At 65.2% G+C, this 25,986-nt stretch carries 18 protein-coding genes; 6 read left to right on the top strand and 12 right to left on the bottom strand.

Going from position 1 to position 25,986, the window contains the following annotated elements; translation table 11 throughout:
* Nucleotides 1–130 precede the first annotated feature (130 nt).
* The 4 genes from AC5RUQ_RS14490 to AC5RUQ_RS14475 are packed head-to-tail and all read left to right on the top strand — an operon-like array spanning nt 131 to nt 5,999.
* The gene (locus tag AC5RUQ_RS14490; protein ID WP_493948026.1) at nt 131–2,113 is read left to right on the top strand and encodes a heparinase II/III family protein; all 1,983 of its coding nucleotides are present in this window, start codon (nt 131–133) and stop codon (nt 2,111–2,113) included.
* Nucleotides 2,110–3,261: a LacI family DNA-binding transcriptional regulator gene (locus tag AC5RUQ_RS14485; protein WP_493948025.1), complete on the top strand. Its 1,152-nt coding sequence runs from the start codon at nt 2,110–2,112 to the stop codon at nt 3,259–3,261. The genes AC5RUQ_RS14490 and AC5RUQ_RS14485 overlap by 4 nt, the downstream gene beginning before the upstream one ends.
* On the top strand, nt 3,258–4,049 hold the full coding sequence (locus tag AC5RUQ_RS14480) for a ThuA domain-containing protein (RefSeq protein WP_493948024.1): 792 nt from the start codon (nt 3,258–3,260) through the stop codon (nt 4,047–4,049). The genes AC5RUQ_RS14485 and AC5RUQ_RS14480 overlap by 4 nt, the downstream gene beginning before the upstream one ends.
* Nucleotides 4,050–4,082: 33 nt before the next feature.
* Nucleotides 4,083–5,999 (top strand): DUF2264 domain-containing protein, encoded by a 1,917-nt coding sequence (locus tag AC5RUQ_RS14475; RefSeq protein WP_493948023.1) that lies wholly within the window; start codon nt 4,083–4,085, stop codon nt 5,997–5,999.
* Between the two features lie 43 nt (nt 6,000–6,042).
* On the opposite strand, the gene AC5RUQ_RS14470 is transcribed toward AC5RUQ_RS14475, so the two are convergent.
* The 4 genes from AC5RUQ_RS14470 to AC5RUQ_RS14455 all read right to left on the bottom strand — a co-directional run bounded on the left by AC5RUQ_RS14470 (nt 6,043) and on the right by AC5RUQ_RS14455 (nt 12,552).
* A complete protein-coding gene (locus AC5RUQ_RS14470) occupies nt 6,043–6,792 on the bottom strand; it encodes a ThuA domain-containing protein (RefSeq protein WP_493948022.1) in 750 nt (249 codons plus the stop codon).
* Nucleotides 6,792–7,925 (bottom strand): Gfo/Idh/MocA family protein, encoded by a 1,134-nt coding sequence (locus AC5RUQ_RS14465; RefSeq protein ID WP_493948021.1) that lies wholly within the window; start codon nt 7,923–7,925, stop codon nt 6,792–6,794. Before AC5RUQ_RS14465 ends, AC5RUQ_RS14470 begins: the two co-directional genes overlap by 1 nt.
* A gap of 225 nt (nt 7,926–8,150) precedes the next feature.
* Nucleotides 8,151–11,669 carry a discoidin domain-containing protein gene (locus AC5RUQ_RS14460; RefSeq protein ID WP_493948020.1) on the bottom strand — a complete coding sequence of 1,173 codons (3,519 nt, stop codon included), beginning with the start codon at nt 11,667–11,669 and terminating at the stop codon, nt 8,151–8,153.
* Between the two features lie 310 nt (nt 11,670–11,979).
* Entirely contained in the window at nt 11,980–12,552 is a 573-nt protein-coding gene (locus tag AC5RUQ_RS14455) for a dihydrofolate reductase family protein (protein ID WP_493948019.1), read from the bottom strand.
* A gap of 327 nt (nt 12,553–12,879) precedes the next feature.
* Between AC5RUQ_RS14455 and AC5RUQ_RS14450 the strand changes: the two genes are divergently transcribed.
* Nucleotides 12,880–14,169: an ammonium transporter gene (locus tag AC5RUQ_RS14450; protein WP_493948018.1), complete on the top strand. Its 1,290-nt coding sequence runs from the start codon at nt 12,880–12,882 to the stop codon at nt 14,167–14,169.
* Between the two features lie 144 nt (nt 14,170–14,313).
* Here the strand turns inward: AC5RUQ_RS14450 and AC5RUQ_RS14445 are convergent, their stop codons facing one another.
* The 7 genes from AC5RUQ_RS14445 to AC5RUQ_RS14415 all read right to left on the bottom strand — a co-directional run bounded on the left by AC5RUQ_RS14445 (nt 14,314) and on the right by AC5RUQ_RS14415 (nt 23,856).
* Nucleotides 14,314–15,306 carry a family 43 glycosylhydrolase gene (locus AC5RUQ_RS14445; protein WP_493948017.1) on the bottom strand — a complete coding sequence of 331 codons (993 nt, stop codon included), beginning with the start codon at nt 15,304–15,306 and terminating at the stop codon, nt 14,314–14,316.
* Nucleotides 15,307–15,390: 84 nt separating this feature from the next.
* Nucleotides 15,391–18,903, bottom strand: a complete 3,513-nt coding sequence (locus AC5RUQ_RS14440) for a DEAD/DEAH box helicase (RefSeq protein ID WP_493948016.1) — start codon at nt 18,901–18,903, stop codon at nt 15,391–15,393.
* Nucleotides 18,904–19,132: 229 nt separating this feature from the next.
* A complete protein-coding gene (locus AC5RUQ_RS14435) occupies nt 19,133–20,254 on the bottom strand; it encodes an NAD(P)/FAD-dependent oxidoreductase (protein ID WP_493948015.1) in 1,122 nt (373 codons plus the stop codon).
* A 46-nt stretch (nt 20,255–20,300) separates the two neighbouring features.
* A complete protein-coding gene (locus AC5RUQ_RS14430; protein ID WP_493948014.1) occupies nt 20,301–21,344 on the bottom strand; it encodes a Gfo/Idh/MocA family protein in 1,044 nt (347 codons plus the stop codon).
* Entirely contained in the window at nt 21,344–22,117 is a 774-nt protein-coding gene (locus AC5RUQ_RS14425) for an amino acid ABC transporter ATP-binding protein (protein ID WP_493948013.1), read from the bottom strand. Before AC5RUQ_RS14425 ends, AC5RUQ_RS14430 begins: the two co-directional genes overlap by 1 nt.
* A complete protein-coding gene (locus tag AC5RUQ_RS14420; RefSeq protein WP_163167823.1) occupies nt 22,114–22,902 on the bottom strand; it encodes an amino acid ABC transporter permease in 789 nt (262 codons plus the stop codon). Before AC5RUQ_RS14420 ends, AC5RUQ_RS14425 begins: the two co-directional genes overlap by 4 nt.
* A gap of 90 nt (nt 22,903–22,992) precedes the next feature.
* Complete coding sequence (locus AC5RUQ_RS14415) at nt 22,993–23,856, bottom strand: ABC transporter substrate-binding protein (protein WP_493948012.1); 864 nt, start codon at nt 23,854–23,856, stop codon at nt 22,993–22,995.
* Between the two features lie 186 nt (nt 23,857–24,042).
* On the opposite strand from AC5RUQ_RS14415, the gene AC5RUQ_RS14410 reads away from it, so the two are divergent.
* Nucleotides 24,043–25,131, top strand: a complete 1,089-nt coding sequence (locus AC5RUQ_RS14410) for a LacI family DNA-binding transcriptional regulator (protein WP_493948011.1) — start codon at nt 24,043–24,045, stop codon at nt 25,129–25,131.
* Here AC5RUQ_RS14410 and AC5RUQ_RS14405 read toward each other — a convergent pair.
* Nucleotides 25,124–25,984 (bottom strand): sugar phosphate isomerase/epimerase family protein, encoded by an 861-nt coding sequence (locus tag AC5RUQ_RS14405; protein WP_493948010.1) that lies wholly within the window; start codon nt 25,982–25,984, stop codon nt 25,124–25,126. The genes AC5RUQ_RS14410 and AC5RUQ_RS14405 overlap by 8 nt on opposite strands.
* Nucleotides 25,985–25,986: the final 2 nt, after the last annotated feature.

Here is a 25,986-nt window from a genome sequence, read left to right as displayed (position 1 = left end):
CTGAGCCGTTCCGGTCTGAACATGTCTTGCATCACATCTAACATTCCGTACATACTCATAAACAAGGCAGATCATTCAAGCTGCTCCTAATCGTTCCGAAACATTCATAGTCGAACAAGCGAAAGTAGCCATGGCCCTTCACTCCGTGCCAGCGGGCACCCTTGAACCACCCTTGGCAGCCGCCTGGGGCAGCAAGGCCGCCGGCCCGGAACTGGCAAGCCTGCTGGCCGAAGCGCGGCAGCGCGTACGGGTCCGGCCTGCAAAGGAAGCTGCGTGGGAAGGGGTCCCCGCCGCGCCGCTGGAAGCGCTGCGCCGGCAGGCCGCCAGGGAGAAAGGCACCGCGTGGCCGCAGCCCCTCGTCTCGCATTACGCCCGCTATTTCCGGGACGGCAACCGCACGGCTTACGAAGGCCTTGTAGCGGCACGCCAGCAGCGCCTCATCCGGGCGGTGGTGATGTCATTGCTTCCCGGCCCGGCAGCAGAAGGGGCAGCAGAAGAGGAGAGCTGGATTGATGAGGTGATCGACGGCGTGTACCTGCTGTGCGAGCAAAGCTCGTGGAGCTGGGCTGCGCATGATGACGTATTCTCCCGCTCTGGCGAGGTGGTGCCCAGAATCTCCAGGCCCTACCTGGACCTGGGGGCGGGGGAAGTCGCGGCGCAGCTGGCCTGGCTGGACCACATCCTGGGGGATCGTCTGGAGGAGAGGGCCCCTGGTCTGCGCCTCCGCATCCGGGAAGAAACCGCCGAACGGGTCATCCTGCCCTTCCTGGCTCGCCTCGACTGGCATTGGCTGGGGCTGCACGGCGACGTCCACAACTGGAATCCCTGGATCCATTCCAACCTTCTCGCGGCCGCCATCTTCCTGGTGGAGGATCCATCCGAACAGGTTCGAACAGTCGAACGGTGCATTGAAGGACTGGACCGCTTCCTCGCCTCCTTGCCCCCCGACGGCGCCATTGACGAGGGCTTCGCCTACTGGTGGAACGGGGCCGGCAGGGCGCTGGAAGGACTCGCGCTGCTGGAAGAAGCCACCGGAGGTGGACTCAATGCGGACCTTCCGGTGATCCGTGAACTGGTTGCCTTCCCGCACCGGATGCACATCGGAACGAACTGGTATCTGAACGTCGCCGACGGCCCCGCCCGGGCAGCCCGGGCGCTGCCGTGGGACATGCTGCACCGTTGGGCTGTACGCCTCGGGGACCAGAACGCCACCCGCCATGCGGCGGCCATGGTTTCCCCGTGCCCCGAGCCGGCTTCGGGCCTTGGAAGAGTCCTGCACTCGCTTCTGGGTGCGGCGGATACGACAAGCCCGGACACCCCGCCGCTGATTCCTTTCACGTACCTCCCGTCGGTGCAGATCATGGTGGCCCGGGAGTCCGCAGGCACTGCGGAAGGCCTGTTTGTGTCCGCAAAGGGCGGACACAACGGCGAACACCATAACCACCGGGACGTGGGCTCGGTGGTGGTTGCGGTCGACGGCGTTCCGCTGCTGGTTGACGCCGGCCAGCCCACCTATACGGCGAAGACGTTCAGCCCGGACCGCTACCACATCCGGGCCATGCAGAGCGCCTGGCACAGCGTCCCGGCACCGTTCGGACTGGAGCAGGGCACCGGCAAAGAGTTCGCTGCCGAGGCGCTGCGGGCGCCGAAGCCGGCGGACCGCACGCTGCAGCTGGCCTTGGGAGCGGCTTATGGACTGCACCCGGACCAGTGGATCCGAACGTCATCCCTGGACCGGAAAGCCCGAAAGGTTCTGGTGGAGGACCGCTGGGACCTGGGACATGCCCCGCCGGGAAGAGGAACGTCCGACGTCGACATCGCCTACCTTGCGGCCGGCACCGTTACGGTGGGGCACGGGACGGCCACGGTCCTGCCCGTGGGCATTCCCTCCGCCGGCGGCACCCGCGGAGCCCTCCTGCGCTGGGAGCCAGCCGCCGCCGTCGTCCTCGTTGACGAGTGGCTCCTGGACGATCCCCTCCTCGCGGACATCTGGGGCGCCAAGCTGACACGCCTGCGCTTCCGACTGCCCGCTGCATGCCTGCCGGAACATTCAAACGCTGAACATCCCAGCGCCACCGGCGCATTCACCCTCACCGTGGAGGCAACATCATGAGCCCTGATCAACCGCATGAAGCAGCAGGAAAGGCCCTGTTTTCGCTCCAGCGCAGGGAACGGTTGATGGAGGAACTCCGGGCCCACGGCGCCATCACCGTCCGGGATATCGCTGCGAAACTTGGAGTCAGCGAGTTGACCATCCGGCGCGACGTCAACCTCCTGGCGGACGAAGGGCGGGTATCCCGGGTCCATGGTGGTGCAACGCTGCCCAGCAGGCTGGACCGCTCAGCGGCCGCGGGCCGGCCGCAGCCGCACAGCTACGCCATCGGCATGGTGGTGCCTTCCCTCGACTACTACTGGCCGCAGGTCATCAGCGGCGCACGGGCGGAAGCGGAGGAGCAGAACCTCCGGATCCTGGTGCGCGGATCCGCCTACGATGCCGCGGACAACCGCCGCCAGGTCCAGGCGCTCCTGGACAACCAGAACGTGGACGGGCTGATCGTTGCGCCGGACATGACCGGCGAACAGGGCCAGGAGCTGCTGCGCTGGCTCAACGCGCTCCCCATTCCCGTGGTGCTGGCCGAACGCAGGTCGCCCATAGAAATCCCTGCGCACCGACTGGAATGGGTGGCTACTGACCACACCTTCGGCGCCGGTATGGCGGTCCGGCACCTCTGGCAGGAGGGGCACCGGAGGATTGGCTGCCTTACCGATTCGTCCAGCCCCACCAGCCCGCATGTGGTGCGAGGCTGGCGGCAGGCACTTGCTGCCCTGAAGATTCCGCTGGAGGGCTCGGTGCACGAGGATTCGGCCAAGCAGGAAAACGGGGAACGCGCCCAACACTTCGACCACGTCCTGGAGCTGTGCGAAAAAACCGGAACCACGGCCATGCTGGTCCACTCCGACACCCAGGCGGTGGCCTTCGTGCAGCACTGCGTGGACAGGGGGCAGCAGGTACCGGGAGACATGGCCATTGTGGGCTACGACGACGAGGTGGCCTACCTTGCCGAGCCAGCCATTTCTGCCGTGCGGCCGCCCAAGCAGTACGTGGGTAAGGTGGCTGTGCAGCTGATGGCAGCCCGCCTTGCCGAGGGGCGCATGCGCCCGGTCCACCGGATCGAGTTGAATCCGGAGCTGATCCTGCGTGAATCTTCCGTTGGCCCACCGCGCCTGCCCGGCTCCAGCGTGCTGCAGGAGTCCCGGTGACGGCGGGACTGACGCCGGAATCTCCCTCGTTTGACGGGGCCGCACGTCCGAAAGCGTTGCTGTTGAGCGGCACTGGCAGGTACGCCGACCCGTGGCACCCGTTCGCTGAAACGTCCACTGCGTTGGCGGATTTGCTCCGGGAGGCGGGATACGACGTCGACTTCCCCGCGGACGTGGACGCCGCCTTGGCGGAACTTGCCCGTTCTGGCGAGGTGGACCTGCCGGATCTCCTGGTGGTCAATGTTGGCCTGCCCCGTGATGGGCTGCCGTCCCCCGGCATTCCGGAGGCCACGGCGGGACTAAGACGCTGGGTGAACTCGCCGCGTCCCATGCTCGCCAGCCATGTCAGCGCCACCAGCTTCGTGGACCTGCCGGATTGGGAGGACGGGTTGGGCGGCCGCTGGGTCCGCGGGACATCCATGCACCCTGAGTACGGGCCGGCCACAATCCACATACGGCAGGACTCAGGCCCCCTCGTGGCAGGGATCCCGGACTTCACACTGCCGGATGAGCGGTACTCCTGGCTGCGGACCGCTCCGGACATTAACATCCATGCAACGCACACCCACGAAGACGCGGAACATCCCGTGGCCTGGTCATTCGAACGCCCCGTGCCCGGCTCAGAACCGGCCGGCCGGACCTTCTACGATGCCCTGGGACACGACGGCGCCTCCTATGAGTCCGCCGAACACCGGGAACTGCTCCGTCGAGCCATCTCCTGGCTGGCCCTGCCCCCAAGACCCGCTGCCCCCAAGACCCGCTGCCCCCAAGACCCGCTGACGCCCTGAAACCGCTGACGCCCTGATACCCCTGAGGAATCCATGCCCGCCACAACTCCTCCCGTGTCCCTGACCCTGTCTGCTCCGGACCGGACCCTTTCGCCGTACACCGGACTCACCCGCGAGCACTGGTGCGCCTACGCGGACTACCTTCTGCGCTCGGCCCACCGCTATGCGACGGATGATCACGCCAACCTGCACCTGCCTGGGGCCAACAGCGCCTACGGACCACGAAGCGATTCGCTGGAAGCCTTCGCCCGGACCTTCCTGTTGGCATCCTTCCGGATAAAGGGTGACCCGGAGGGCACCGGCTGGATTGCTGACTGGTATGCGCAGGGGCTGGACGCCGGCACCAATCCGGCCAATCCGGACCGGTGGCCAACCCCCGGAGAACTCGGCCAGGCAAAAGTGGAGGCGGCGTCCCTGGCGGTGGGCCTCGCCCTGACCCGTGACCTCCTGTGGGACAAACTTTCGCAGCGGGTCCAGGAGCAATTGGTCGCATGGTTCGAAACAGTGATCGGTGAGGAGTACCCGCCCATTAACTGGGTCTGGTTCCAGATCGTCGTCGAAACCTTCCTGGCCTCCGTTGGCGGCAGGTACTCGGACGAGGACATAGACGCAGGCCTGGCCATTCACGACTCCCTGTACCGGGGCCATGGCTGGTTCGCCGACGGACCCGAACGCGCCTACGACCACTACGTGGGTTGGGCCTTCCAGGTCTACCCGCAGCTGCTGCAGCTCATGGCACCGGAGGATCCACGGGTCAAGGCCCGGGCAAAGCTCGACGCGGATAGGCTCGCCGACTTCCTGGACGACGCCGTGCACCTGGTGGGGGCCAACGGTGCCCCGCTCATCCAAGGCCGCAGCCTCATCTACCGTTTTGCCGCCGCTGCCCCGTTCTGGTCCGGCCAGCTGCTGGGTAACACCCGGCTGAGCCCGGGCGTCAGCCGGCGGGCAGCGTCAGGCATCCTGGACTACTTCGTCAAGCGTGGGGCCATCACGGAGGACGGGCTGCTCTCCATCGGTTTCCACGGCGAATTCCCGGGGATGAAGCAGTCCTATTCGGGCGCCGGCTCGCCGTTTTGGGCTGCAAAAGGCATGATGGGCCTGGCCCTGCCGGCTGACCACCCCGCCTGGACTGCTGCCGAGGAGCCGCTGCCTGTGGAAACCGGGGACACGCGGCGGCTGCTGGCCGCCCCCGGCTGGCAGGTGGACGGGACTGTTGCCGACGGCGTGGTCCGCATCCGGAACCACGGAACGGACCATGCCAACGCCGGCGCTGCCGTGGCGGACTCGCCCCTCTACGCCCGGCTGGGCTACTCCACATCCACTTTCCCGGACCTGGAGCCGTCGTCCCTGGACAACGCCGTCGTTCTCGTGGACAACGCGGGAAGAACCACCCATCGGACAGGCTTTGAGTACCTCGGTCAGCAGGACATGGGCTTCGCGTCGGTGGGGATCTCCCGAGGCACCTTGAATTGGATAGCCGTTGACCCCGACGCCGGACCGGACCACGGCAGCGGCGCCAAAGGCACAGCGACGCCGGGGCCGGAGGTGACGGTTGTTTCCATAACGCGGGGTGCTGTTGAGTTGCGGCTGGCCCGGGTGCGGGGCACGGACGCGACTGTGGAAGGAAGACTTCGGATCGGGGGCTGGCCGGTGGACGCTGCATCCGGGCTGGTCAGCGAGGTCCGTCCCCTGCCGGGCTTCGGGGTGCCCTTGACCGACCTCGGAGCCTGGCGCCGGGACGGGCCGCACCCCATGGGGGAGCAGCTCGCCATTCCCTGGCTTGGCACCTCCGCCGCGGCCATCGACGGCGACTATGCCGCCGTTGTCATTCTCGCCGGCAAGGGAAGTGCGGAAACCGGCGCCGTCCGCTATGTCCCGGCGGAAGGATTTGAATTTGTTGACGGCACCGTCCTGAGCGTCGCCGACGCATTGGAGTTTTTGTCCGGATAAGACGACTTACAGGCCTCCGAAGCCCGCGCAGCTGGATAAACTCCTAGGCTTCTTCGAACCAGCCGCGGGCAGGGTTGGTCACTTCCGGGACCGAACGGTGCAGCTCCGGCTGGGCGGCCCAGCGGACCCCGTTGGCCAGCACCCGCTGGATTTGCGGGTGGTGGTACACCGGGTATTCCTGGTCGCCGGGGCTGAAGTAGAAGATGCGCCCTTTGCCCCGGGTGAAGGTGACGCCGGAACGGAACACCTCGCCGCCCGCGAAGGAGCTGATGAAGATCAGGTCGTCGGGGTCCGGGATGTCGAACAGTTCCCCGTACATCTCCTGCTCGGGGATAACGATGGGGCTGTCCACGCCTTCGGCAATGGGGTGCGACGGCTTCACGGTCCACACAAGCTCGCGCTCGCCGTCGTTGCGCCACGCGAGGGAGCAGCTGGTGCCCAGCAGCTTGGTGAAGACCTTGGCGAAGTGCCCCGAATGGAGGACGATCAGGCCCATCCCGCCCAGGACGTGGCGGTGGACGCGTTCGACGACGGCGTCGCTCACCTCGTGGTGGGCCATGTGTCCCCACCAGAGCAGGACGTCCGTCTCCGCCAGAACCTCCTCGTCAAGGCCGTGTTCGTCGTCGGTGGCCAGGACCGCCGTCGTGATCTCCGCCTCGGGATAGTAGGAACGGAGCCCTCCGGCGATGGCGCCGTGGATGCCGTCCGGGTAGATATCCCCGATGTGGGACGGCTCGTTGATGGCTTCGTGGACGCCCTCGTTCCAGACCCTGATCCGCAGTTTGCCGTTCATTAGAGACGAACCTCCTTTTGCTCACGCGCGGACTGGTAGCACGCGTCGATGATCTGTGCCCGGTAAAGGGCCAGGGATCCATCATGCTCACCCCAGACATCCTTGCCGCCGCGCACCGCCGTCACGAAATCTTCCACAACTCCGTCATGCGCGCGGCCCGGCAACACCGGCGGCACGTAATCGGCGGAATCGCCGTCCTTTTCGGTGAACACCCGAAGCTGGCCCACGGGTGGAAATGGTGCGCCCTGCACCTTGAGTTCGGCGCCGCCGTCCGTCCCGTAGACCGTAAAGTCCAGGAGGTCGTCGGTTTCGCGGTAGGTGGCCCAGCTCGCCTCGATCAGCAGGGTGCCGCCGCCTTCAAGGCGGAGGAATGCGGACGCGAAGTCTTCCACCTCAAAGGCGTGGCTGGAGGCCAGTGCTGAGTACGCGCTGCCTCCACCCCGCCCCTGCGGGCCCAGCTCCGAGTGGGTGGCAGCGGAGACCGCCACCACTTTGGGTTCGCCGAGAAGATGCAATGCGTAGTCCAACGCGTGGACGCCGATGTCTGCCAGCGGTCCGCCGCCTGCCAGCTCAGGATTGGTGAACCAGCTGCCCAGCGTAGGGATGCCGGAGCGGCGCAGCCAGGAAGCCTTGGCGTAGTACGGCCGGCCCAGCCCGCCGTCGTCGATCACACCCTTCAATGCCTGGATGTCGCCGCGGCGGCGGTGGTTGAACGCGACGTCCAGGACGCGTCCTGCCTTGCGCGCCGCGTCCACCATGGACTGGCCTTCGGCGGCGTTGCGCGCGATGGGCTTCTCACTCAGCACGTGTATTCCGCGTTCCAGGGCGGCCACGGCGATGGGTGCGTGCAGGAAGGTGGGCACTGCCACGCTGACCGCGTCCAGGCCGCCATGCTGCAGCATGTCTTCCCAATCCGCGAATGCATTGGGAATGGAGTATTCAGCCTGCAGGGAGTCGCGGAGGTCCTGTTCCATCCCTGCCAGCGACACGATGCGCACGCCTGCCAGCGAATCGTAGGCTTTGAGGTGCTGCTGACCGGCCCAGCCAATGCCGACGACGCCCACCCTCAGTTCTTCTACTGGCTCGTTCTCCGGGGGAGCGGCGCGCTGTCCCGGCGATTGGTCGTTGTTCACTGATCTTCCTTATCTCTTGGAGGCGGGGGAAGGTTTCGAAGGTGCCGTGTCCGTGCCGTGCGAGGCTGCGTGGGTTTTCAACAGCATAGCTGCCTGTTACTTACACCGATGCGGAACCGCGGCTTCGAAGGACAACGCAAACGGCCGTTGCGGCACCACGTGCGGGTGCTGCAACGGCCGTCCCTGCGTTTCGCCCCGAAAGGCTCAAGGCAGTTGCCTCAGCGGCTAGTTCGCAGTGAAGTAGCTAACGCATTCCCCCAGGTTCTTGAACGTTGGTGACGGGCTCGTCGTCCAGCCGCCGTTCTTGCATGCGTCCTTGCCGGTGGAAAAGGTGAGGCGGTACTCCTTCGTGGTGCCGTCCGGCGCCGTCACGGTGACTACCGCCGCCGGGCTTTCAGCCGTTGCCTGCTGCACCGTCACCTTCGCGTTCGTGTCCAGGGGGTAGCCGACGACGGCGTGCGCCGCCGACCCGGCCAGCACCCGGTAGTCAGTGGTTCCAGGGGTAAAACCGACCACCGAAGCCTGGCTCACGAGCAACCTGCCGAGGTCTGCGAGGCCTGCTTTACCCAACCGGCTGCCGGCAATGGCAACTTCGGCGACCTTCGTGTACGAGCCCGTGGTAACGAACACAACCCGGATGCCGCGGGTGGTGACCGGGTCAAAACGGACGGTAACGGGTGCCGCCGTCGAAAGTCCCGTGATGGAGCCGGCGGACGTGTCCTGCCAAGCGCCGGAAGAGTCCTGGTATTGGACCTTGAGGCTCTGGGCAGCCTTCTCGGCGGAAGCCAGTGTCACCGAATCCACGGTGTAGTCGCGGCTGAAGGCGAAGCTCAGGCTGTCGCTGTTGCGGCCGCCGCTCACCCAGTTGGACCAGCGGGTGGAGGTGTCCGCGTCGCAGGTGTTCTTGGCGATGTACGAGCCTTCGGTGTAGCTGGCGGACACAGCCGTAGCGGGGTCGTCCTTGCAGATGTTGCTGCTCGGAACGCGGTCCACCACCAGAACGGTCAACGTGGCGTCAAGCTCACCAGCTTTGCCCGGAACGGCCAGCGTTCCAGTCGCCTGCAACGCCGACACATCGAGCGAAGCCCATTCCCACACCACATCCAGCGGGTTGCGGGCAGGACCGTCGCCGATCTGCCCGGGGACGCGGGTGGGGGCAGCTGCCTGGACCGCAGCCAGCGTGGAACCAACACCGACGGTCACTGACGCCGGGTCAGTTGCCACGTACCTGCCCACCGTTACGGTGAGTTCAGCATCATCGAAGGCCTGCCCGTACGGATCCGTACCGGAACCCCGGACAGTTACTTTGCCTTCCTTCTGCCATGCGGCAGGGTCGACGTTCTCCCACGTCACCGCCAGCGGCTTACCTGCACCCGCCTCGTACAGGGGGGTCGCCGTGGCGGGGAGGGCAGGTGCGACGCCGATGGGCGTGCTCAGCTGAATGGGTTCCGTTCCCAGGAGCACAAGGTCCGCCAGATCGGTGAATCCCCATGCCTGGTGAGGGCTTGCAGTGGCGGTTGCCGTGGTGCCGATGGAGGAGCCTAGGGAGACCCCGGTTCCGGCGCCGGTCTGGTTGCCTGAAACCTGCAGGGCAATCGCCGCTGCAGCGTTCACCAGGGACCACTGCTTGCCGTTTTCGGTGGTGACGATCCATTGTGCAGCCGGATTTGCCTTCGCCTGCTCAAGGGTCATCGCCGAAAGGGAAGCGGGGCCGGACTGGCTGCCGTTGAGGACACCGCCATTGCCAGTAAGGACCCGTCCGTCCTTGTTGGTGACCACCCAGCGGCGGTCGTTTGCGAACTCGTCGTCGCTGTTCACGGCGTTGAAAGTCCAGACCTGCGGCGTAACGCCTGCAGCGTCCATGCCCAGTTCCTCGATCGACGCCGTTCCATTGGCACCCGCCGTCAGGTACTTGCCGCTGGCCTCACCGCCGAGGTGGTAACTGTGGCCGTCCTGGACCGGTGCGGCGTCGTTCGAAACTCCACTGACGCCGTCGACGACGAACGTCACCACGGATGCCGCAGGAACGTCAAGCGTCACGGACTTTGCCGTGATATCGACTGCGACCGGGGCGCCCTTCACGAGGGCGTTCTTCTCGATGTCATCCAGGGGCGATTTGGTGGTGACCACGGGTGTGACGGTGGCACCGGGCGCGATGCTGCCGAACCGGCTGAGGTCGATGGTGACCTTCTCCGCCGTCGGGGTGTCATTGAAGTGCACCAGCGTAGCGCCGTTCCCGTCTGCGTCCAGGGCGCTCGCCGTCTTGGCGTTGTCGTTCTGGATGAGGAAGTCGCCGGGGCGGATGTAGTGGGTGAAGTTCCGGGTGGTGTTGTATTTCTGGTTGGTCAGGACCCGGCATTTGGCCTGATCCGGGGAGGCGCCGTCGTTGAGCCGCCGGTTGGAGAACCCTTCGCGGCCCTCGTAGTTGCAGTCGAAGTCCACGTAGATGGATCCCCAGCCCTTGTCGGCCTTTTCCTGCTTGTAGGTGTCCTCCACCGGCTGCCAGAACACCCAGGCGTCCGGTTCAAGTTCGCGCAGGTCATTGACCATGCGGCCGGCGATGCCCAGGCCGTTGGTGATGTTGGAGCGGTCCCAGCCGCTGGTGGAGTCGCCAAGCGCGGGATTTCCGGTCCAGAAGCCGCCCACTTCGCTCATCCAGAGGGGCTTATCCGTGGAGCTCGCCAGGTCGCGGACGCGCCGGCGGTCGTTGGTGCCGTACGTGTGGACATTCAGTTGGGCAACGGCGTCCTTGGCCTGTTGGCTGTAGCCGTTCCAGTTGGTCATGAACTTGTTCGGGTCGGTCTCATCCATCGCGGAAATGACTGCGTCTGTGGTGGTGCTGTCCTTCGCCAGTTCGGCGGCGAGGAGCCTGGTGACGCGGTCCTGGGCCGCCGGATAGATCAGGGCGCCCTCCTGCTTCTGGGTGTACGTGGTGGGCGGCTTGCCGGTGGCAGCGTTGATGTCGGTACCCCAGTAGCCGGAGTTTGGTTCGTTGAACGGATCGATGGTGTCCACGGTGATGCCGCTGCCCTGTTCGAGCAGTTCGACGGCGTGCTTCATGTAGGTGGCGAACTTGGCTTCTGCTTCGGGCAGCAGGTTTTCGCCCTTTTTGGTGTTGACCTGGCCGGATACGTAGCCGCTCCTGGTCATGAACCAGGGCGGGGAGTTGCTGAAAGCTTCCCAGTGGGTGATCTGCTGGTCTTGCGCAAGACGCTCCACCCACCAGCGCTGGTTCTGGTCTGCGTCCGGGTTGTACGAGGCGGGGTCATGTGGGTTCCACTGTTCCAGGAACGCCAACTTGTTGGACTGCGCGGGGTCCACGGTGCCGTCCGGGTTGTAGAGGTTGGAAGCGGCGGTTCCTGCCGGAGGCTCGGTGACCGGATTCCACCAGCCCTCCACGGCGCTGCCGTCGTTGAGGTAGTCCGCGACGTCGGATGCGTTGCCGCCGCCGACGTTGTAGCGGGCAATGTTGAGGTTGAGTCCGTCCTCGCCAAACACCTTTTGGTAGAGCTCTTCGCGCAGCTCGGGGGAGTAGCCCGCCGTCGCGTTGGCGAACCAGACGAGGCTGGTGCCCCAGCCCTGGAAGGCTTCGCCGCGGCTGGCCGGGTTGGGTGTGATGGTCACTGAGGTGGCTTCGGCTGCTGCCGCCGGCGCGGGCGGCAGGAGGGCGAGCCCGGCCGCTGCTGTTGCCGCGGCTGCCAAAGCGGCCACCGGCCTGCGTGATCTTCGGGCGGAAAACGTCATTGTTGTACCTCGTATGTCAGGGGCTGCTGGTCCGGCCGTTGATCGGGTGCGATGCCGTGGAATCCCTTGGTGGTGATCCCGGGAAGCCGGTTCAGCGAGACTATGGGCGGCATGGCGCTGTCACAAGCGATCCGTACAGGCTCGATCGGGCTCGGTCACAGCTGGTCTCCCACGCTCCGGTACGGACGTGAGGGGTTGAGTCGCGATGAACGTCGGCTACAACGGGATGCCATCTAGAAGTGAAACTCCGAGTGGCTGGTGCTTGGGCGAGGAACGCACCGCCGGAACAGGACGCCCGGCTCAGGGCTCCCTAATTCCGAACGCGGTACGTCATGAGGACACAGCCGCCGGCGATAGTGCGCGACTCTGTGAGTTCGAGGACAATCCGACGGGTTTGGTGGAAAAACGGGACACCTTTACCGAGCAGCACCGGATGCACGTTGAGGCTGATCTCATCTATCAGGCCAGCTTCGAAGAGCGAGCCGGCCAGCTCCCCGCCGCCCATCAGGCAAATACCTTTGCCCGGCTGGCCCTTGAGGTGCTTCACGAAGCCGGCTGCATCACGCGAGACGAGTTCCACTCCGGGCGGGCTTTCCGTCAGCGTGCGGGAGAAAAGGTAGGTGGCAACAGCGGGAATGCCGGAGCCGTCGTTGCCCCCGGAGGGATTTCCGGAGTCCGGCCCGCCGCCTTGCTTGCCGCCCATGCCTTGGGCCACCGCAAACTCCCAAGTCTTCCGGCCCATCAAAACGGCATCCACGGTGGACCAGTACTCGCCCATCACTTCCTCGACGTCGCGGCTGAAGTGGAGCCAGTCGAGGGCTCCGTCGCTGCCCGCGATGAACCCGTCGAGGCTGCACGCCGCACCATATGTCACGGTCCGCATCGGCCTTTCCTTCACTCCCGCGCCCCCCAAAAAAACATTAGGCCTGAGCCGGCAAGTTTGGCTATGGGGGATCCTTTGGCGCACGCCGGCACCTCCCGCATGCCCGGGGGCCGTCTGCGATCAGTGGGACACCTGAAACTCGCTCGTGAATGAACGAAACCATCATTTAACACACCGGAAACCCACCCCGAAACGGCCCCCATACAGTTGGAACCAGACGGCAATAGCTGCCCTCCGATGAACGTGGTACTGACTCTGCGTCCCTCCTCCGGAGTGGCTCCAACGGGCGATTTCCGTCCTCTCCTCGCATCACGAAAGGGGTTTCCCATGGATTCGGGAAATGTCGCTTGGATTCTGGCCAGTTCCGCGCTGGTCTGCATGATGATCCCCGCCCTTGCCCTGTTTTATGGGGGCATGGTGGGCTCGCGCCGCATTCTTAACATGATGATGATGTGCTTCGGCGGCGCCAGCCTGGTGGCCGTCCTGTGGGCACTCTTCGGATACTCGATGGCCTTCGGAAATTCGGTAGGCGGACTGGGGCTCATCGGGGACGTCACCGAATTCCCGGGTATGGGGCAGCTGCTCGCCGCAGACGAGGGCGCTTCCATCCCGGTGGCCCTCTTCGCCGCGTTCCAGTTGTTCTTCGCCTGCGTCACCACAGCCCTGGTTGCCGGGGCAGCAGCCGGGCGGATGAAGTTCGGCGCGTGGATGCTGTTCGCAGGCATCTGGGCCACTATTGTCTATTTCCCCATCGCGCACTGGGTGTTCGCCTTCTCCTCCCCTGACGGCACTGTCACCGGCGGCTGGATCGCCAGCGGCATCAAGGCCATTGACTTCGCCGGCGGAACCGCTGTGCACATGAACGCCGGCGCTGCTGCCCTGGCTTTGGCCCTCGTCCTGGGCAAGAGCTCAGGCTGGCCCAAGGTGGAACACGCGAAGCCGCACAGCCGTCCCCTGGTGCTCATCGGCGCCGGTCTGCTGTGGGTGGGCTGGTTCGGGTTCAACGCCGGCTCCGCACTTTCAGCTGGCCAGTCGGCGTCGGTGGTTTTCCTCAACACAGCTGTTGCTGCTGCGGCGGGCCTCCTCGCGTGGGCACTCGTCGAGCGCGTCCGCCGAGGGGCAGCCTCCAGCATGGGTGCGGCGTCCGGCCTGATCTCGGCACTGGTCGCCATTACGCCCGCCTGTGGTGCCGTCAGCCCCCTCGGCGCGGTGGCCATCGGCGCCATCGCCGGGGCCGTCTGCTCCCTGGCCATCGAACTGAAGTTCCGCCTGGGCTATGACGATTCGCTCGACGTCGTGGGCGTCCACCTGGTGGGCGGCATCCTCGGAACGCTGCTCATCGGCCTGTTTGCTACCGACGCCGCACCCAACGCCGTCAACGGACTGTTCTATGGCGGGGGCGTCGAGCTCCTGGGTGTCCAGGCCCTCGCAACGGTCACGGTGCTGGCTTACTCCTTCGGCATCACCTGGATCCTGGCGAAGATCCTGGACAAGACTATTGGCCTGCGCATCCATCCCGAGGACGAGATGCGCGGCATCGACCTCGCCGCCCACTCCGAACTGGCGTACCTGACGGACGAAGATCCGGTGGAGCTCGGCTCGCCGCAGCGGACCTGACGGGTACTTGAGAAGACCGGGCCGGGCGCCCGGAGTACGCGTCAGGCAGAGGGCCAAACCTTGGACCGGTGCCGGCAGCAGCCGGCTTATAGTTCCAGGGTTTGGCCCTTTGTCATGATTCCCGCGCGGGATCGGGTCCCGTTATCAGGGCTCGCTGCAGACCAGGTTGCCGTCGCGGACTTCCAAGACCGCCGCCCGGACATGGCTAAGTCGGGTCCTGGGGTCAGGTGCCATGGCGTCGATGTCTTCGCCGCCCCAATGGGGGTGCGTGAAGTAGACCAGCAGGGCGCGTTCCCTGCCGTCCTCCCCGGCTTCCAGGGGCACCACGTCAGCATGGCGCCCGACGACGGGCCTGCCGTCCACGTGCTCCGGTTGCGTCAGGATGAGCCCGCCCAAGTGTTCCTGCCGGATCCAGCCGCTGGCGGCGTTCTCCGAACGGTAGATCGACTGGCCCCGCCATTCGTCCACGATCATCCAGTAGGTTCCCTCGAGCTGGAAGACCTTCGGCCCTTCATGCGGTCGGCCGGGAATGGTGGGTCCTTCAAGACTCCATGACGAGGGGTCCTGCGGTCTGTCGCTGACCGCGCTGTACGTGTTGGAGCCGCGGGCTTCGTCCTTGTACCAGAGGCGGTATCGGCCATCCCCGCAGAGTGTCACGGCGGCGTCAATGACCCGCGGGGAATCCAGATCGATTCCGCCGAGGTACTCCCACGTTACGAGGTCGTGGCTGGCCAACTGGACGATGGACGCGGTGCCGGTCCAGTCCGTCCGTACCCCGCCGAGCACGGTCAGGTACATGATCCACCGTTCGCCAATTCTTACGACGTCGGGAGCCCAGAGAGTAGCGGGCTGTTCCGTTTCCGGAGGCACCAGTCCGTCCACGGTGCCTTGGTACCTCCAGCTTCGTCCGCCGTCGGAGGACCTCGCAACGCCGATGGCCGTGCCGTGAACCCACTCGACTCCGGTCAGGCCCGGCGCCGTGGCACGGCGCTGGGTGTAGAACAGCACCCACTCACCGGTGAGGTGGTCCGGAACCAGGATCGGGTCGGTGGGGCCGTCCCAGACGGGGTCACGGTAGGGAGCGGCGAAGGCGTCCGGGTGCAGGGGAGTGAGGGCTTTGACTAGCTGTTGTGACACGCGCTTCTCCAACGTTGTAACTTCCGTTACATCCAGCATATGTGGTGTGGATGAAGCGCACGTGCTCGAAAAGACCTCGCAGGGCTATTCCTGGAACAGCCCTGCGAGGTCTTCGGCGGTGATGGCACCGCCGGCCAAGGCGTCGCCTTCCATTACGTCGGCGAACAGCTGCGACTTCCGGGCCTTGAGCGCCATAACCTTCTCCTCGATGGTGTCCTTGGCGACGAGCCGGTAAACCATCACGTTCCGGGCCTGCCCAATCCGGTGGGTCCGGTCCACCGCCTGCGCCTCGGAAGCCGGGTTCCACCAGGGATCCAGCAGGAACACGTAATCTGCCTCGGTGAGGTTCAACCCAAACCCGCCTGCCTTCAGCGAGATCAGGAATACCGGGGCGCTGCCGTTCTTGAACTCGCTGACCACGTCGGCACGGTTGCGGGTGCCGCCGTCGAGGTAGCAGTACTCGATCTTCTCCTCGTCCAGCCGCTCCCGGACCTTCCCCAGGAACCCGGTGAACTGGCTGAAGATCAGGGCCCGGTGGCCTTCCGCGACCAAGTCCTCAAGCTGCTCAAACAGCACGTCGAGTTTGCTCGAGCGCACTGACGAAAGCGCGGGATCCACCAGGGAGGCGTCCAGGCTGAGCTGCCGCAACAGGGTCAGCGACTGGAAGATGGTGAAGCGGTTCTTGTTGACGTCCTCGATCAGCCCCAGGATCTTCTGCCGTTCGCGCTGCAGGTGCGTCTGGTAAACCTTTTGGTGGCGCGGGTTCAGCACCACTTCCAGGATCTGCTCCTGCTTCGGCGGCAGGTCCTTGATGACCTGGTCCTTGGTGCGCCGCATCATCAGCGGCCGGACCCGACGGCGGAGCTTGTCCAGTTGCCCCTTGTCGCCGTTTTTCTCCACCGGCTTCTGGTAGTACTCGGCGAAACGCTTGGGACTGGAAAACAGCCCCGGCGCAACGATAGAGGTAAGCGCCCAGAATTCCATGAGGTTGTTTTCCAGCGGTGTGCCCGTAATGGCGAGCTTGAAGGCCGCCGGCAGTTTGCGGGCGCACTGGTACGCCTTGGACTGGTGGTTCTTCACGAACTGGGCCTCGTCCAGCACCAGGCCGGCCCATTCGCGTGAGGCGTACGCGTCATAGTCGATGCGGAACAGGGCGTAGGAGGTGATCACGATGTCGGCTCCGGCCAGTGCCGCAGCCACGTCCTGCCCGCTCTTTCCAAACGTCTCACCGACCGCCTGGACCTTCAACCCGGGAGCGAACCGCGCTGCTTCCAGGGCCCAGTTGCCCACCACGCTGGTGGGGGCAACCACCAAAAAGGGAGCGACGGCCTTGGGCTGGCTTGCTGCTGCGACGGCCTCGGCGGAATTATCACCTGCAGGGCCGGCGCCGTCGTCGGGCGTATTGCTGCTTCCAGCACTGGCCAGAGCCAGTTCCTTCGCCGCGCACATCAGGGCGAGGGCCTGCACCGTCTTGCCGAGGCCCATGTCGTCCGCCAGGATCCCGCCCAGGCTGTGCCGGTACAAGAAGGTGAGCCAGTTGAAGCCCTCCAGCTGGTAGGGGCGCAGCTCCGCGTTCAGGGTAGCGGGCAGCGGCAGGCCGTCCACGCCGCCCTCGAGCAGGCCGCCCACCGCCGAGCGCCAAGCCGCCGCCTGCTCGTCAACGATCCCCAGCTGGGCCAGCTCGTCCCACAGTCCTGCCTGGAACCGGCTGATTTGCAGGGGCGCGTCCTTGTTGTCCTGCAGGGAGCGGGCCTCTTCGATCAGGGCCCGCAACTGGTGCAGTTCGGGCAGGTCCAGGGAGAAGTAGGCGCCGCTGGGCAGCAGCATCTTGGTCTGCCCCGCAGCCAGTGCGGAGAACACCGCGGCGAATGAAACCGGCTGCCCCTCAAGGGAGATCTGGATGCCGAGGTCGAACCAGTCGCGCTGCTCCGTGGCCTTGGTGGAGATGGAAACCACCGGCGCCTCTTCAGCCTCGCGGTAGTCGGCGATGTCGCCCACGGTGTCCACGTCGACGTCGGGAGCCTGCCGCAGGCGGGGCAGCACTTCCTCGGTGAACGCCAGCGTGTCCAGGCCCTTCAGCTCCACCGACGCCGCCAGCCGGGGTGTGCCCCAGCCGCCGGTGGCGGATTCGCCCAGGGCCGGAACCACGTCCCAGGGCTGGCCGATCCCTTCAAGGATCCGGGCCTCGGCGGTGTCGTCACGGTAGCCGTGGTCGCCGGGGTGCCGCCACAGCGGCTGGGCGGTGACCAGGTTTCCCGTTTTGTAGTGCCATTCCCAATGCAGCCGCACCCGGTGGTCAGCACCGTAGTTCGCCAGCAGGGAGAGTGTGGGGACAGCCAGGGTGGGCAGCTCAACGGACTCGTCGCGGGCAGTGACCCGGGCCGTCTGCTTCAGCTTGGGGTAGAAGCCGGTGAGGAAGCGCGATTCGTCCTTGGCCGGAATGTGAAGGGTGCTGCCCGCGGTCACGAACGACAACAGTTCCTCGCTCAGGCCGCTTTCCAGTGGCGCCAGCGTGATCACCGCGTCGCCGGCCTGTGCCTCGCCCACCCCGGGCAAGGCTTCGCCCGGCAAGGCTCCCGGCGCCAGCGCCCCGCCGTCGGACGTGACAAAAATTCCGTGCGCCGGCCGGCCGATGGTTCCAATCGACGCCGGATCCACCTCAACCCCCTCAATGGTGACGGTGGGCGCAAGCTCCAGCCCGCCATCTGTACCGTCCCCGTCAGCAGCAGCGCCGTACCTTCCCAAGTTAAGCCCGACGGCGGCGGGGGACTCCGCGAGGCGCACCGGCTCCGTGCCGCGCGAGTGGACCAGTGCCAGGCCGATCTTTTTGGCGTCGGCCAGCAGACTCCAAAGGTTCTTCCCCGAGTAGGTGTTCAGGCCCAGCCAGAGGCCGGAGGAGTTGTGCATGCGGCTGGCCGAGGCGGAGTGGGCAGCCAGGAACTCCTGCATCCACTCCACATGCGACTCATTGCACTCACGGCGGAAATTCAGGTAGCTCAGGGTGTTCCAGGAGACGTCCCCGCGGATCCATTTGCCCTTGGCCCCCATGACCACTGGACGGGCCTTGAGCTGGCGGACACTACGGAGCGGATCCCGGCGGCCTGTGTAGGAGAAGTGGGGTGCCGGCTCCTCGATCTCGAACTGGAGGGCCAGGGGGACGCCGTTGCTGGACGGAGCGGCACCGGGCTGCGAGATGAGCGGGCTGAGGGCGCGTTCCCAGTCAGAAACGGCACCGGATGGTTCGCGTGAGACCTGGGTGGCGGTGGCCGGCGAAAGCAGCTGGACGCGGGTGGCCGGGTTGTCCTCCGCCGCGAAGAGCAGTGCCGCCACGTGCTTGCAGTCCTTCCGGACCGGGCAGCTGCACACACCCACGGTGCAGCTCCAGCCGCCCCCCTTGCGGACCAGTTTGGCGGTGGTGGAATAGGGCAGGTCCGCACCGCCGCGGACCTTGCCCAGCATGAGCCCGGTAGCAGCGTCGAACGAGATACCGGAGACGCGGCTTCCCATGGCATAAGCGAGCCCGGCCGCGAGGGAACGGTCGTTAATGGCGGGGGTCTGTATTGCCAGTGCCGCACTCTCGTCCGGTTGGGATGGCATGGTGCGCGCTACTTTCAGCAGGCCACGGCGGGGCCGGGGCCGGTGGTTGGTTATCTGATCCATCTTAGTTCGCCCAGGAGGGAGGGCGTGCCGCCGTTCCTTTCGGGCGGAAGCCATGGCCGGACAAACAACAGGGTGAAACAGCAAAGGCCGTGGCGTGCCGCTGGACAGAACAGCAGCACGCCACGGCCAGTGCTTCACGAACTTCGCGCAGGCAGCAGTTGCGGGACTAGGAGAACCGCTCCGGCCGGAAAGTCTCCAGCATCGGGTGCCGCGCTCCGGTGAGGATCTCCCCGGCCAGGAGCTCGCCGGCAATCAGCCCGAGGGTTGCCCCCGAGTGGGTGAAGGCGACAAAGCAGCCGGGGACTTTTTCGAGTTCGCCGAAGACAGGCTCGCCGTCGCCCGGAATGGGTTTGTAGCCGATCTTCCACGACGCCGGCTTGAGCTCCGGGTTGCCTGCGATGAGCTTGGAAGCTTCGTCGGCGAGTTCCTGCACCACGTCATCAGGGATGCTGAAGGTTCCGTCAGCGTGTTCGGTGATGCTCTCCTCGTACCAGTCGTGGTCAAGGGCAAGGGTGTTTCCGGGGTTTGGCCGGACAGCGGCCCGCGGCGTGTTCAGCACGGGCGCCAGGCCGTGGTCCGTGGGCTTCGTGATGACCAGCATCGATACCGGCGAGCCGTTGGGAATGTCCACTCCGAGGGGGGCCACGACCGACGGGGTCGCAGCACCGCAAGCTACCAGGACGGCGTCGGCATCATGCGCAGCACCCGAAGCGGCCTGAACGCCGACAGCGCGCCCGCCTTCAACTACCACTGAGGCTTTTCCTGCGTTGAGGACCAGTTCACCGCCGAGTTCGTGGAACTCCGCCATCAGGAACTCCACCAGATCCGGCAGACTCACCCAGCCTTCGCCCGGGTTGAAAATCGCGTTGTCAGGAACGGCGGAGGCATCCACCCCGGGAGCCACCGATGCGATCTCCGCCGGTGCCAGCAGCTTGGAATCGTAGCCCTTGTTCAGCTCATACTGGTGGCGGGCAGCCGTGGCGTCAGCCTGGCCCGCCGGGTTCCACATCAGGCCGCCACGGAACTGGAGCCACTCGCGGGTGGGGTCCGAGGCGAACAGCGTCCGGTACCTGTCTACTCCTGCCATGCGGAGCTGGTGGTAGGGCGTGGAGCGTTCGCCCGCGGAATTCAGCCACGAGAGCGACCGGCCTGAGGCCTCGCTGGTCAAGCCGCTTTCGGTCAGGAGGACTACTGAAGCGCCTGCGCGCAGGAGGTTGACGGCGGTGGAAACACCAAGGATTCCGCCGCCGATGACGGCAACTTTCCTGGCGGGGCTGGTGGAGGACATGGGGACTCGCTTTCCTGTGTTCAACGATGTGCCGTGACGGGGTGCGTCAGGCGAGGGCATGGACTTCTTCTATGACTTTCAAGACTTCGACGGCGTCTGCCGGGTCAACCGGGACCGGTGCGCCGCGCAGGAGGGTATCGGCGAGGAGCCGGTAGAACCGGGGATAAGCACCCCGCTCGGCGGGAACGGCGCTTGTTGCACCATCCACTCCCAGGACCCCCCAAGAGTCCTGGGGTTCGACTCCGTAGGCGGGGTCGCCGGGGAGGACCCCGGCGTCGAGCGCGGGTTCCTGGCCGTCCAGTCCCCACTTTGTGTAACCGGCGGCCGAGCCGAGCACGTGGAACCTGGGGCCCGTCAGTGCGGCTGCACCGTTCATCCAGAGCCGGGAGCGCACGCCCGAATCATGCAGCAGGGACACAAAGGCTTCCTGTTCCGGTGCTGACTGCTCCCCGCTCTGCCCGGCTGTTTCGCCGTAGCTGCGTGCCACCGGCCCAAAGAGCTGGATGGCCTGGTCAATGAGGTGGGCGCCCAGGTCGTGGAGGATGCCGCCGCCCTCCGCCGTGGTGGCAGAGTCGCGCCAGTTCCCGAAACCTTCAGGGCGCCACCACTCGAACCTCGATTCAAAGGTCTTGATCCTGCCCAGCGCACCGGCATCCAGGAGCTTCTTGAGGGTGAGGAAATCAGCGTCCCACCGGCGGTTCTGGAAGACCGTCAGTTGCACGCCGGCCTCGGCCGCGGCGGCCGAAAGCTCCTCGCCGTGGGCTGACGTGGTGACGAATGGCTTGTCCACCACCACATGGAGCTTGTGGGCGATCGCCGTCGACGCCATCCCGAAATGGGTGGCCGGAGGCGTTCCCAATACCACCAGGTCAAGGTCCGCGGCGAGCGCGAACAGGGCCTCTGCCGTGGGGACAATGCGGGCGTTTGGGTAGCGGGCCGCCGCTGCGGCGGCACGTTCCGGGTCGGCGGTAACTATCACATCCAGTGAATACGAAGGGTCCGCCTCGATCAGGGGTGCATGGAAGACACGTCCGGAAATCCCAAAACCGACGACGGCGGTACGGATGGGCGCGCTCCCTGCTGTCCCCATCACAGGACCTCCGAGAGGAAGCGCTGGAGGCGTTCACTCTTGGGGTTGTCGAAGATCTCCGCCGGAGTTCCGGCTTCAACCACTTCGCCTTCATCCATAAAGACGACCTGGTCAGCGACTTTCCGGGCGAAGCCCATTTCGTGCGTTACCACAACCATGGTCATGCCCCGCTTGGCAAGGGATGCCATGAGGGTCAGGACGCCCTTGACGAGTTCGGGGTCCAGGGCGCTGGTGGCCTCGTCAAAGAGCATGACTTCCGGTTCCATGGCGAGGGCACGGGCTATTGCTACGCGCTGCTGCTGCCCGCCGGAGAGGTCCCGGGGGCGGTGGTCGGCGCGTTCGGCGAGGCCCACTTCTGCCAGGCGGCGGCTTGCGCGCTCCCGTGCCTCTGCCTTGGACATCTTCTTGACGCTCCAGAGGGCGAGGGCCACATTTTCCAGGGCAGTGTGGTCCGGGAAGAGGTTGAAGTGCTGGAACACCATCCCGATCCGGCTGCGCAGAATGTCGGGGTTGACCTTCAGGGCGCTCTCGCCCGCCAGGAGCACGTCACCGCTTTTGGGCTCATGCAGGCGGTTCACTCCCCGTAGAAGGGTGGACTTGCCCGAACCGGAGGGCCCGATGATGCAGGTGGTGGTGCCCGGGGCCACCGTGAGGCTGACGTTGCGGAGGACCTCGATGTCCCCGTACGCCATGGTCAGGTTCTGCAGTTCCAGGCTGGATCCATGGAAGGTCTGGATGTCAGCGGTGGGGTTGGCGCTGGTGCTGGTGATCATGTGTTGCTCCCGGTAGTGAGCGGCGAGGCCGCGTCGAGTTCCTTGACTTCGTTCAGGCCGCTGGAAGGTGCGGTGGGCCGGCGCTTTCCTGTCCGGAAGCGGCTGTCGAAGTAGTTCACCAAGTGCGTGAGCGGCACGGTGATGATGAGGTAGAAGATGCCGGCCATCACCAGCGGGGAGAGGTTTCCGGAGAGTACCGCGGCGTCCTGGCCGACGCGGAAGAGTTCACGCTCGCTGACCAGCAGTCCGAGGAAGTAGACGAGCGAGGAATCCTTGACGATGGCGATGAACTGGTTCACGAGCGCCGGCAGTACGCGGCGGATGCCCTGGGGAATGACCACGAGTGCCATGGATTTGCCGTAGCTCATCCCAAGGGCGCGGCAGGCCTCGCCCTGGCCCTTGTCCACGCTTTGGATGCCGGCGCGGAAGATCTCGCCGATGTAGGCGCTGGCGATCAGGCTCAAGGCGATGATCCCCAACGGGTAGGGCGAGGGGCCGAAGATGGACTGGCTCAGCCGGGCAAACCCCTGGCCAATCAGCAGGATGGTCAGGATGGCAGGCAGGCCCCGGAACAGGTCCGTGTAGATGCGGGCCGGGATGCGCAGCCACCGGGACGGTGAGATCCCCATGACGGCGACGATCATGCCGAGCACGACGCCGATAATAGTTGCCGCGACGGAGATGATGAGGGTGTTCAGGAGGCCCACAGCGAGAAGCTGGGGCAGGACTTCGGCCATTGCACCGAAGTCGAAGAAGGTGCGGATGATGGTGTTGAGCCAGTCCATGGTTGCTCTCAGACGTTGTTAGCTGGTGGAACGGGGGCGGCGCTGCCGGCGGTGATCCGGTGGCGGGCCGCCCCCGCAACCTTGGGAGGGTTACTTGCTGGGTGCCGGGCTGGAGGTTTGTTCAGCCTTGGGAAGGTACTGCTCGGGCATCGGGGAGCCCGGGAACCACTTTTCGTAGAGCTTCTTCCAGGTGCCGTCCTCCATGGCTTCGGCCAGGCCCTTGTTCAGGGCCTCCTTGAACTCGGTCTTGCCCTTGGCGACGGCGAAGCCGGCCGGAGCGTCGAAGGAAGGGATGTCAGCAGCGCTCACCAGCCCGAACTGTTCCTGGTATGACTTGGCGGCCTCGTAGTCCAGGAAGTGTGCGTCGACCGCACCGCTGTTGACGGCCGAGACTGCAGTGTTGTTGTCGGGGAAGCGCACCAGGCTTGCGGAAGTGAAGTTCTTGACGGCGTAGGCTTCCTGCAGCGTGCCCTGGACAACGCCCAGGCGCTTGCCGGAGAGACCTTCCGGATCGCTGATGCCGGACGTCTTGGTGGTGATGATGGTCAGGTATCCGGCCAGATAACCGTCGGAGAAATCAACGGTTTCCTTGCGCTTGTCCGTGATGCCGATGGCGGCGACACCGGCGTCGAACTGCCCGTTGGCGACGGCGGCGAGCAGGCCGGAGAAGTCCTGTCCGGTGAAGACCACGTTGTCTACACCGGCCCGGCGGGCTACGTCCGTGAAGAGTTCGACGTCGAAGCCCGTGAACTTACCCTGGGCGTCCGTGAAGGTGTACGGCTTGGAGTCGCCCAGGCTGGCGACACGGATGGAGCCGGGCTCAATCAGGCCGTACGGGTTGTCTGCGGACGAAGATGAAGCAGGAGTGGAGGCTCCGCAACCGGACAGCGCCACGACCGCGGCGACGGCAGCAGCAACGAGCGTTGCGGGGCGGAAAGTCTTTCGAGTAAACACAGCGAGTTTTCCAATCGAGAGAAGCGGGAGATGGAGGATCAAGATCCGCCGTGGTGGTGGTGCTTTGCCGGTGCCTCTTGCTGAGTCCGGTCTCAGTCCCTACGATTGAGACCGGACTCACACCGATTGATAAGAATGTAACCCAAGCCACAAAAGGGCGTCAAGCGCCCGGTAAGAAAGGCCGACATGAGTAATGACGCTTCACGGCGGCGCGACGTCACAGTCGCCGACGTCGCCAAGGCCGCGCAGGTATCCAAAGCCCAGGCGGCACGTGCCTTGGGCAACTACGGCGCTGTCAGTGACGATGTGAGGGAGCGCGTGCTGGCCGCGGCGGAAGAGCTGAGCTACCGGCCCAACGAGCTTGCGCGAAGCATGAACACCGGAAAATCCAACACCATCGGCGTGGTGGTGGGCGACATCGAAAACCCACACTTTGGCCTCGCCACCAGGGGCATCACCGACACCGCCAAGAAAAGCGGCTTCAACGTCATCCTGGTCAACACCGATGAGGACACCGCGGCCGAAGTCGACGCCGTGAAGGTTCTGCTGGACAAGCGCGTCGACGGTCTGATCATTGCTCCGGCGTCGTCGGTTGATACCAGGCACCTGGAAGGCGTTCACAAGTCAGGGCGGCCCTTGGTGCTCCTGGACCGCAAGGCACCGGGGCTCGAGGTGGATACGGTGGCGGTGGAGATGGAGGGGATCTCCTATGAATCCACCAGCTACCTCATCCAGGAAGGGCACAGCCGGATTGCCTTCATTTCCACTATCCGAACGGATGAGCCCTACTTCGCCGGGTTGTCCTTGGAATCCTCGCAAATTTCCGATCGCCGGGACGGCATGAAGCGCGCCTTTGAAGAAGCGGGGCTTCCCCAACCCGAGGACTTGGTCCGCCTCAACGCCGGCAGCCCGGAATCAATAAAGAAGATCACGCGGGAACTGCTGCAGCAGCCCCATCCTGCCACCGCGATCATCGCGTCTGACGGGCTTATCGGACTCAGCGTGGTGGAGGCAATCCAGGACCTGGGGCTCTCGATCCCGGACGATGTCTCGTTCCTGATGTATGACGACTTTGCCTGGACCCGCCTCACTACCCCGCCTCTGACGGTCATTGCCCAGCCCGTCTATGAGATGGGCGTGGCAGCCGCTGAAGCCCTCATTCGCCAGATCCAGGGCAGGAAAGCGCCGGTTGCCAAACCTGAATTTTCCGCAACCCTGGTGAGGCGGGGATCTGTCGGCGCGCGGCCCAACAGCGGTGGCATTCCGGTCAACTAGGGGAAAAGTTCACACGCTGCGTGATGCCGTCCCCGAATGCGTTGAGGCACTTCTGGAAGGCGGCCCGGGGATCGATGGAGTACGACCCGTCGCCGAAAAGTTCGAAGGTGAACGATTCCCTGTACCCCAGGTGCCCTAATCCCCGCAGAATTGCTTGCAGGTCCAGATTGCCGTCTCCCCACGCCATATGACCGGCGGGGGAGCCGTCTATCAGGTGTATGTGCCGCACCTTCCCACCAAAGGACCTGCCGTAATCACTGATCGCATCTCCTGCCACCGCCAAAGCGACGGTGTCTATGACAACACCGAGGTCACGATGTCCGACGTCGCCCACCATACGTTCCAGTGACCTCAGATCGGTGACCAGGTTCGACTCCACCCGCTGCAGCGGTTCCAGTACGCAGGAAACGCCCAGTTCTGAGGCCCGTTCAGTGATCGACTGCAGGGCAAGGACACTCCGTTCCCAGGCTGGCTCCAACGGCTCGTCCTCGTAGCCGCGGCCGGAGGTGAGGAACAGCAGGGGGGATTCCAGGTCACTGCAAATCTCGGCTGCGCGAAGGAAGAGCTGCAGACTGCCCTCCCGCAGCCACGTCTCGCCTGACGCGATGTTGACCGGGTAGGCCACCTGCTCAGGCGTTATGCATGCCACAGAAAGCTCACGCTCATGGAGCAGCTTCAGAACATTCCTGACGTCATGCTTATCTGCGTTCGGGATGTGCAGGTGGGGCGCTATGCCCCACAACTCCATCTTCGTGCGTCCCAGTTCCACCATGTCGTTAAGGCAACGCTCAAGAGTGTGGTGCTGATAAGCAAAATTGGAACCGCACACCTGGTCCACCTCCAGGTTGCCCATTG

It is taken from the genome of Arthrobacter sp. MDT2-3, assembly GCF_059090465.1.
The sequence above is the reverse complement of the archived record's forward strand: the minus strand, read 5'-3'. Positions and strand labels throughout refer to the sequence as shown.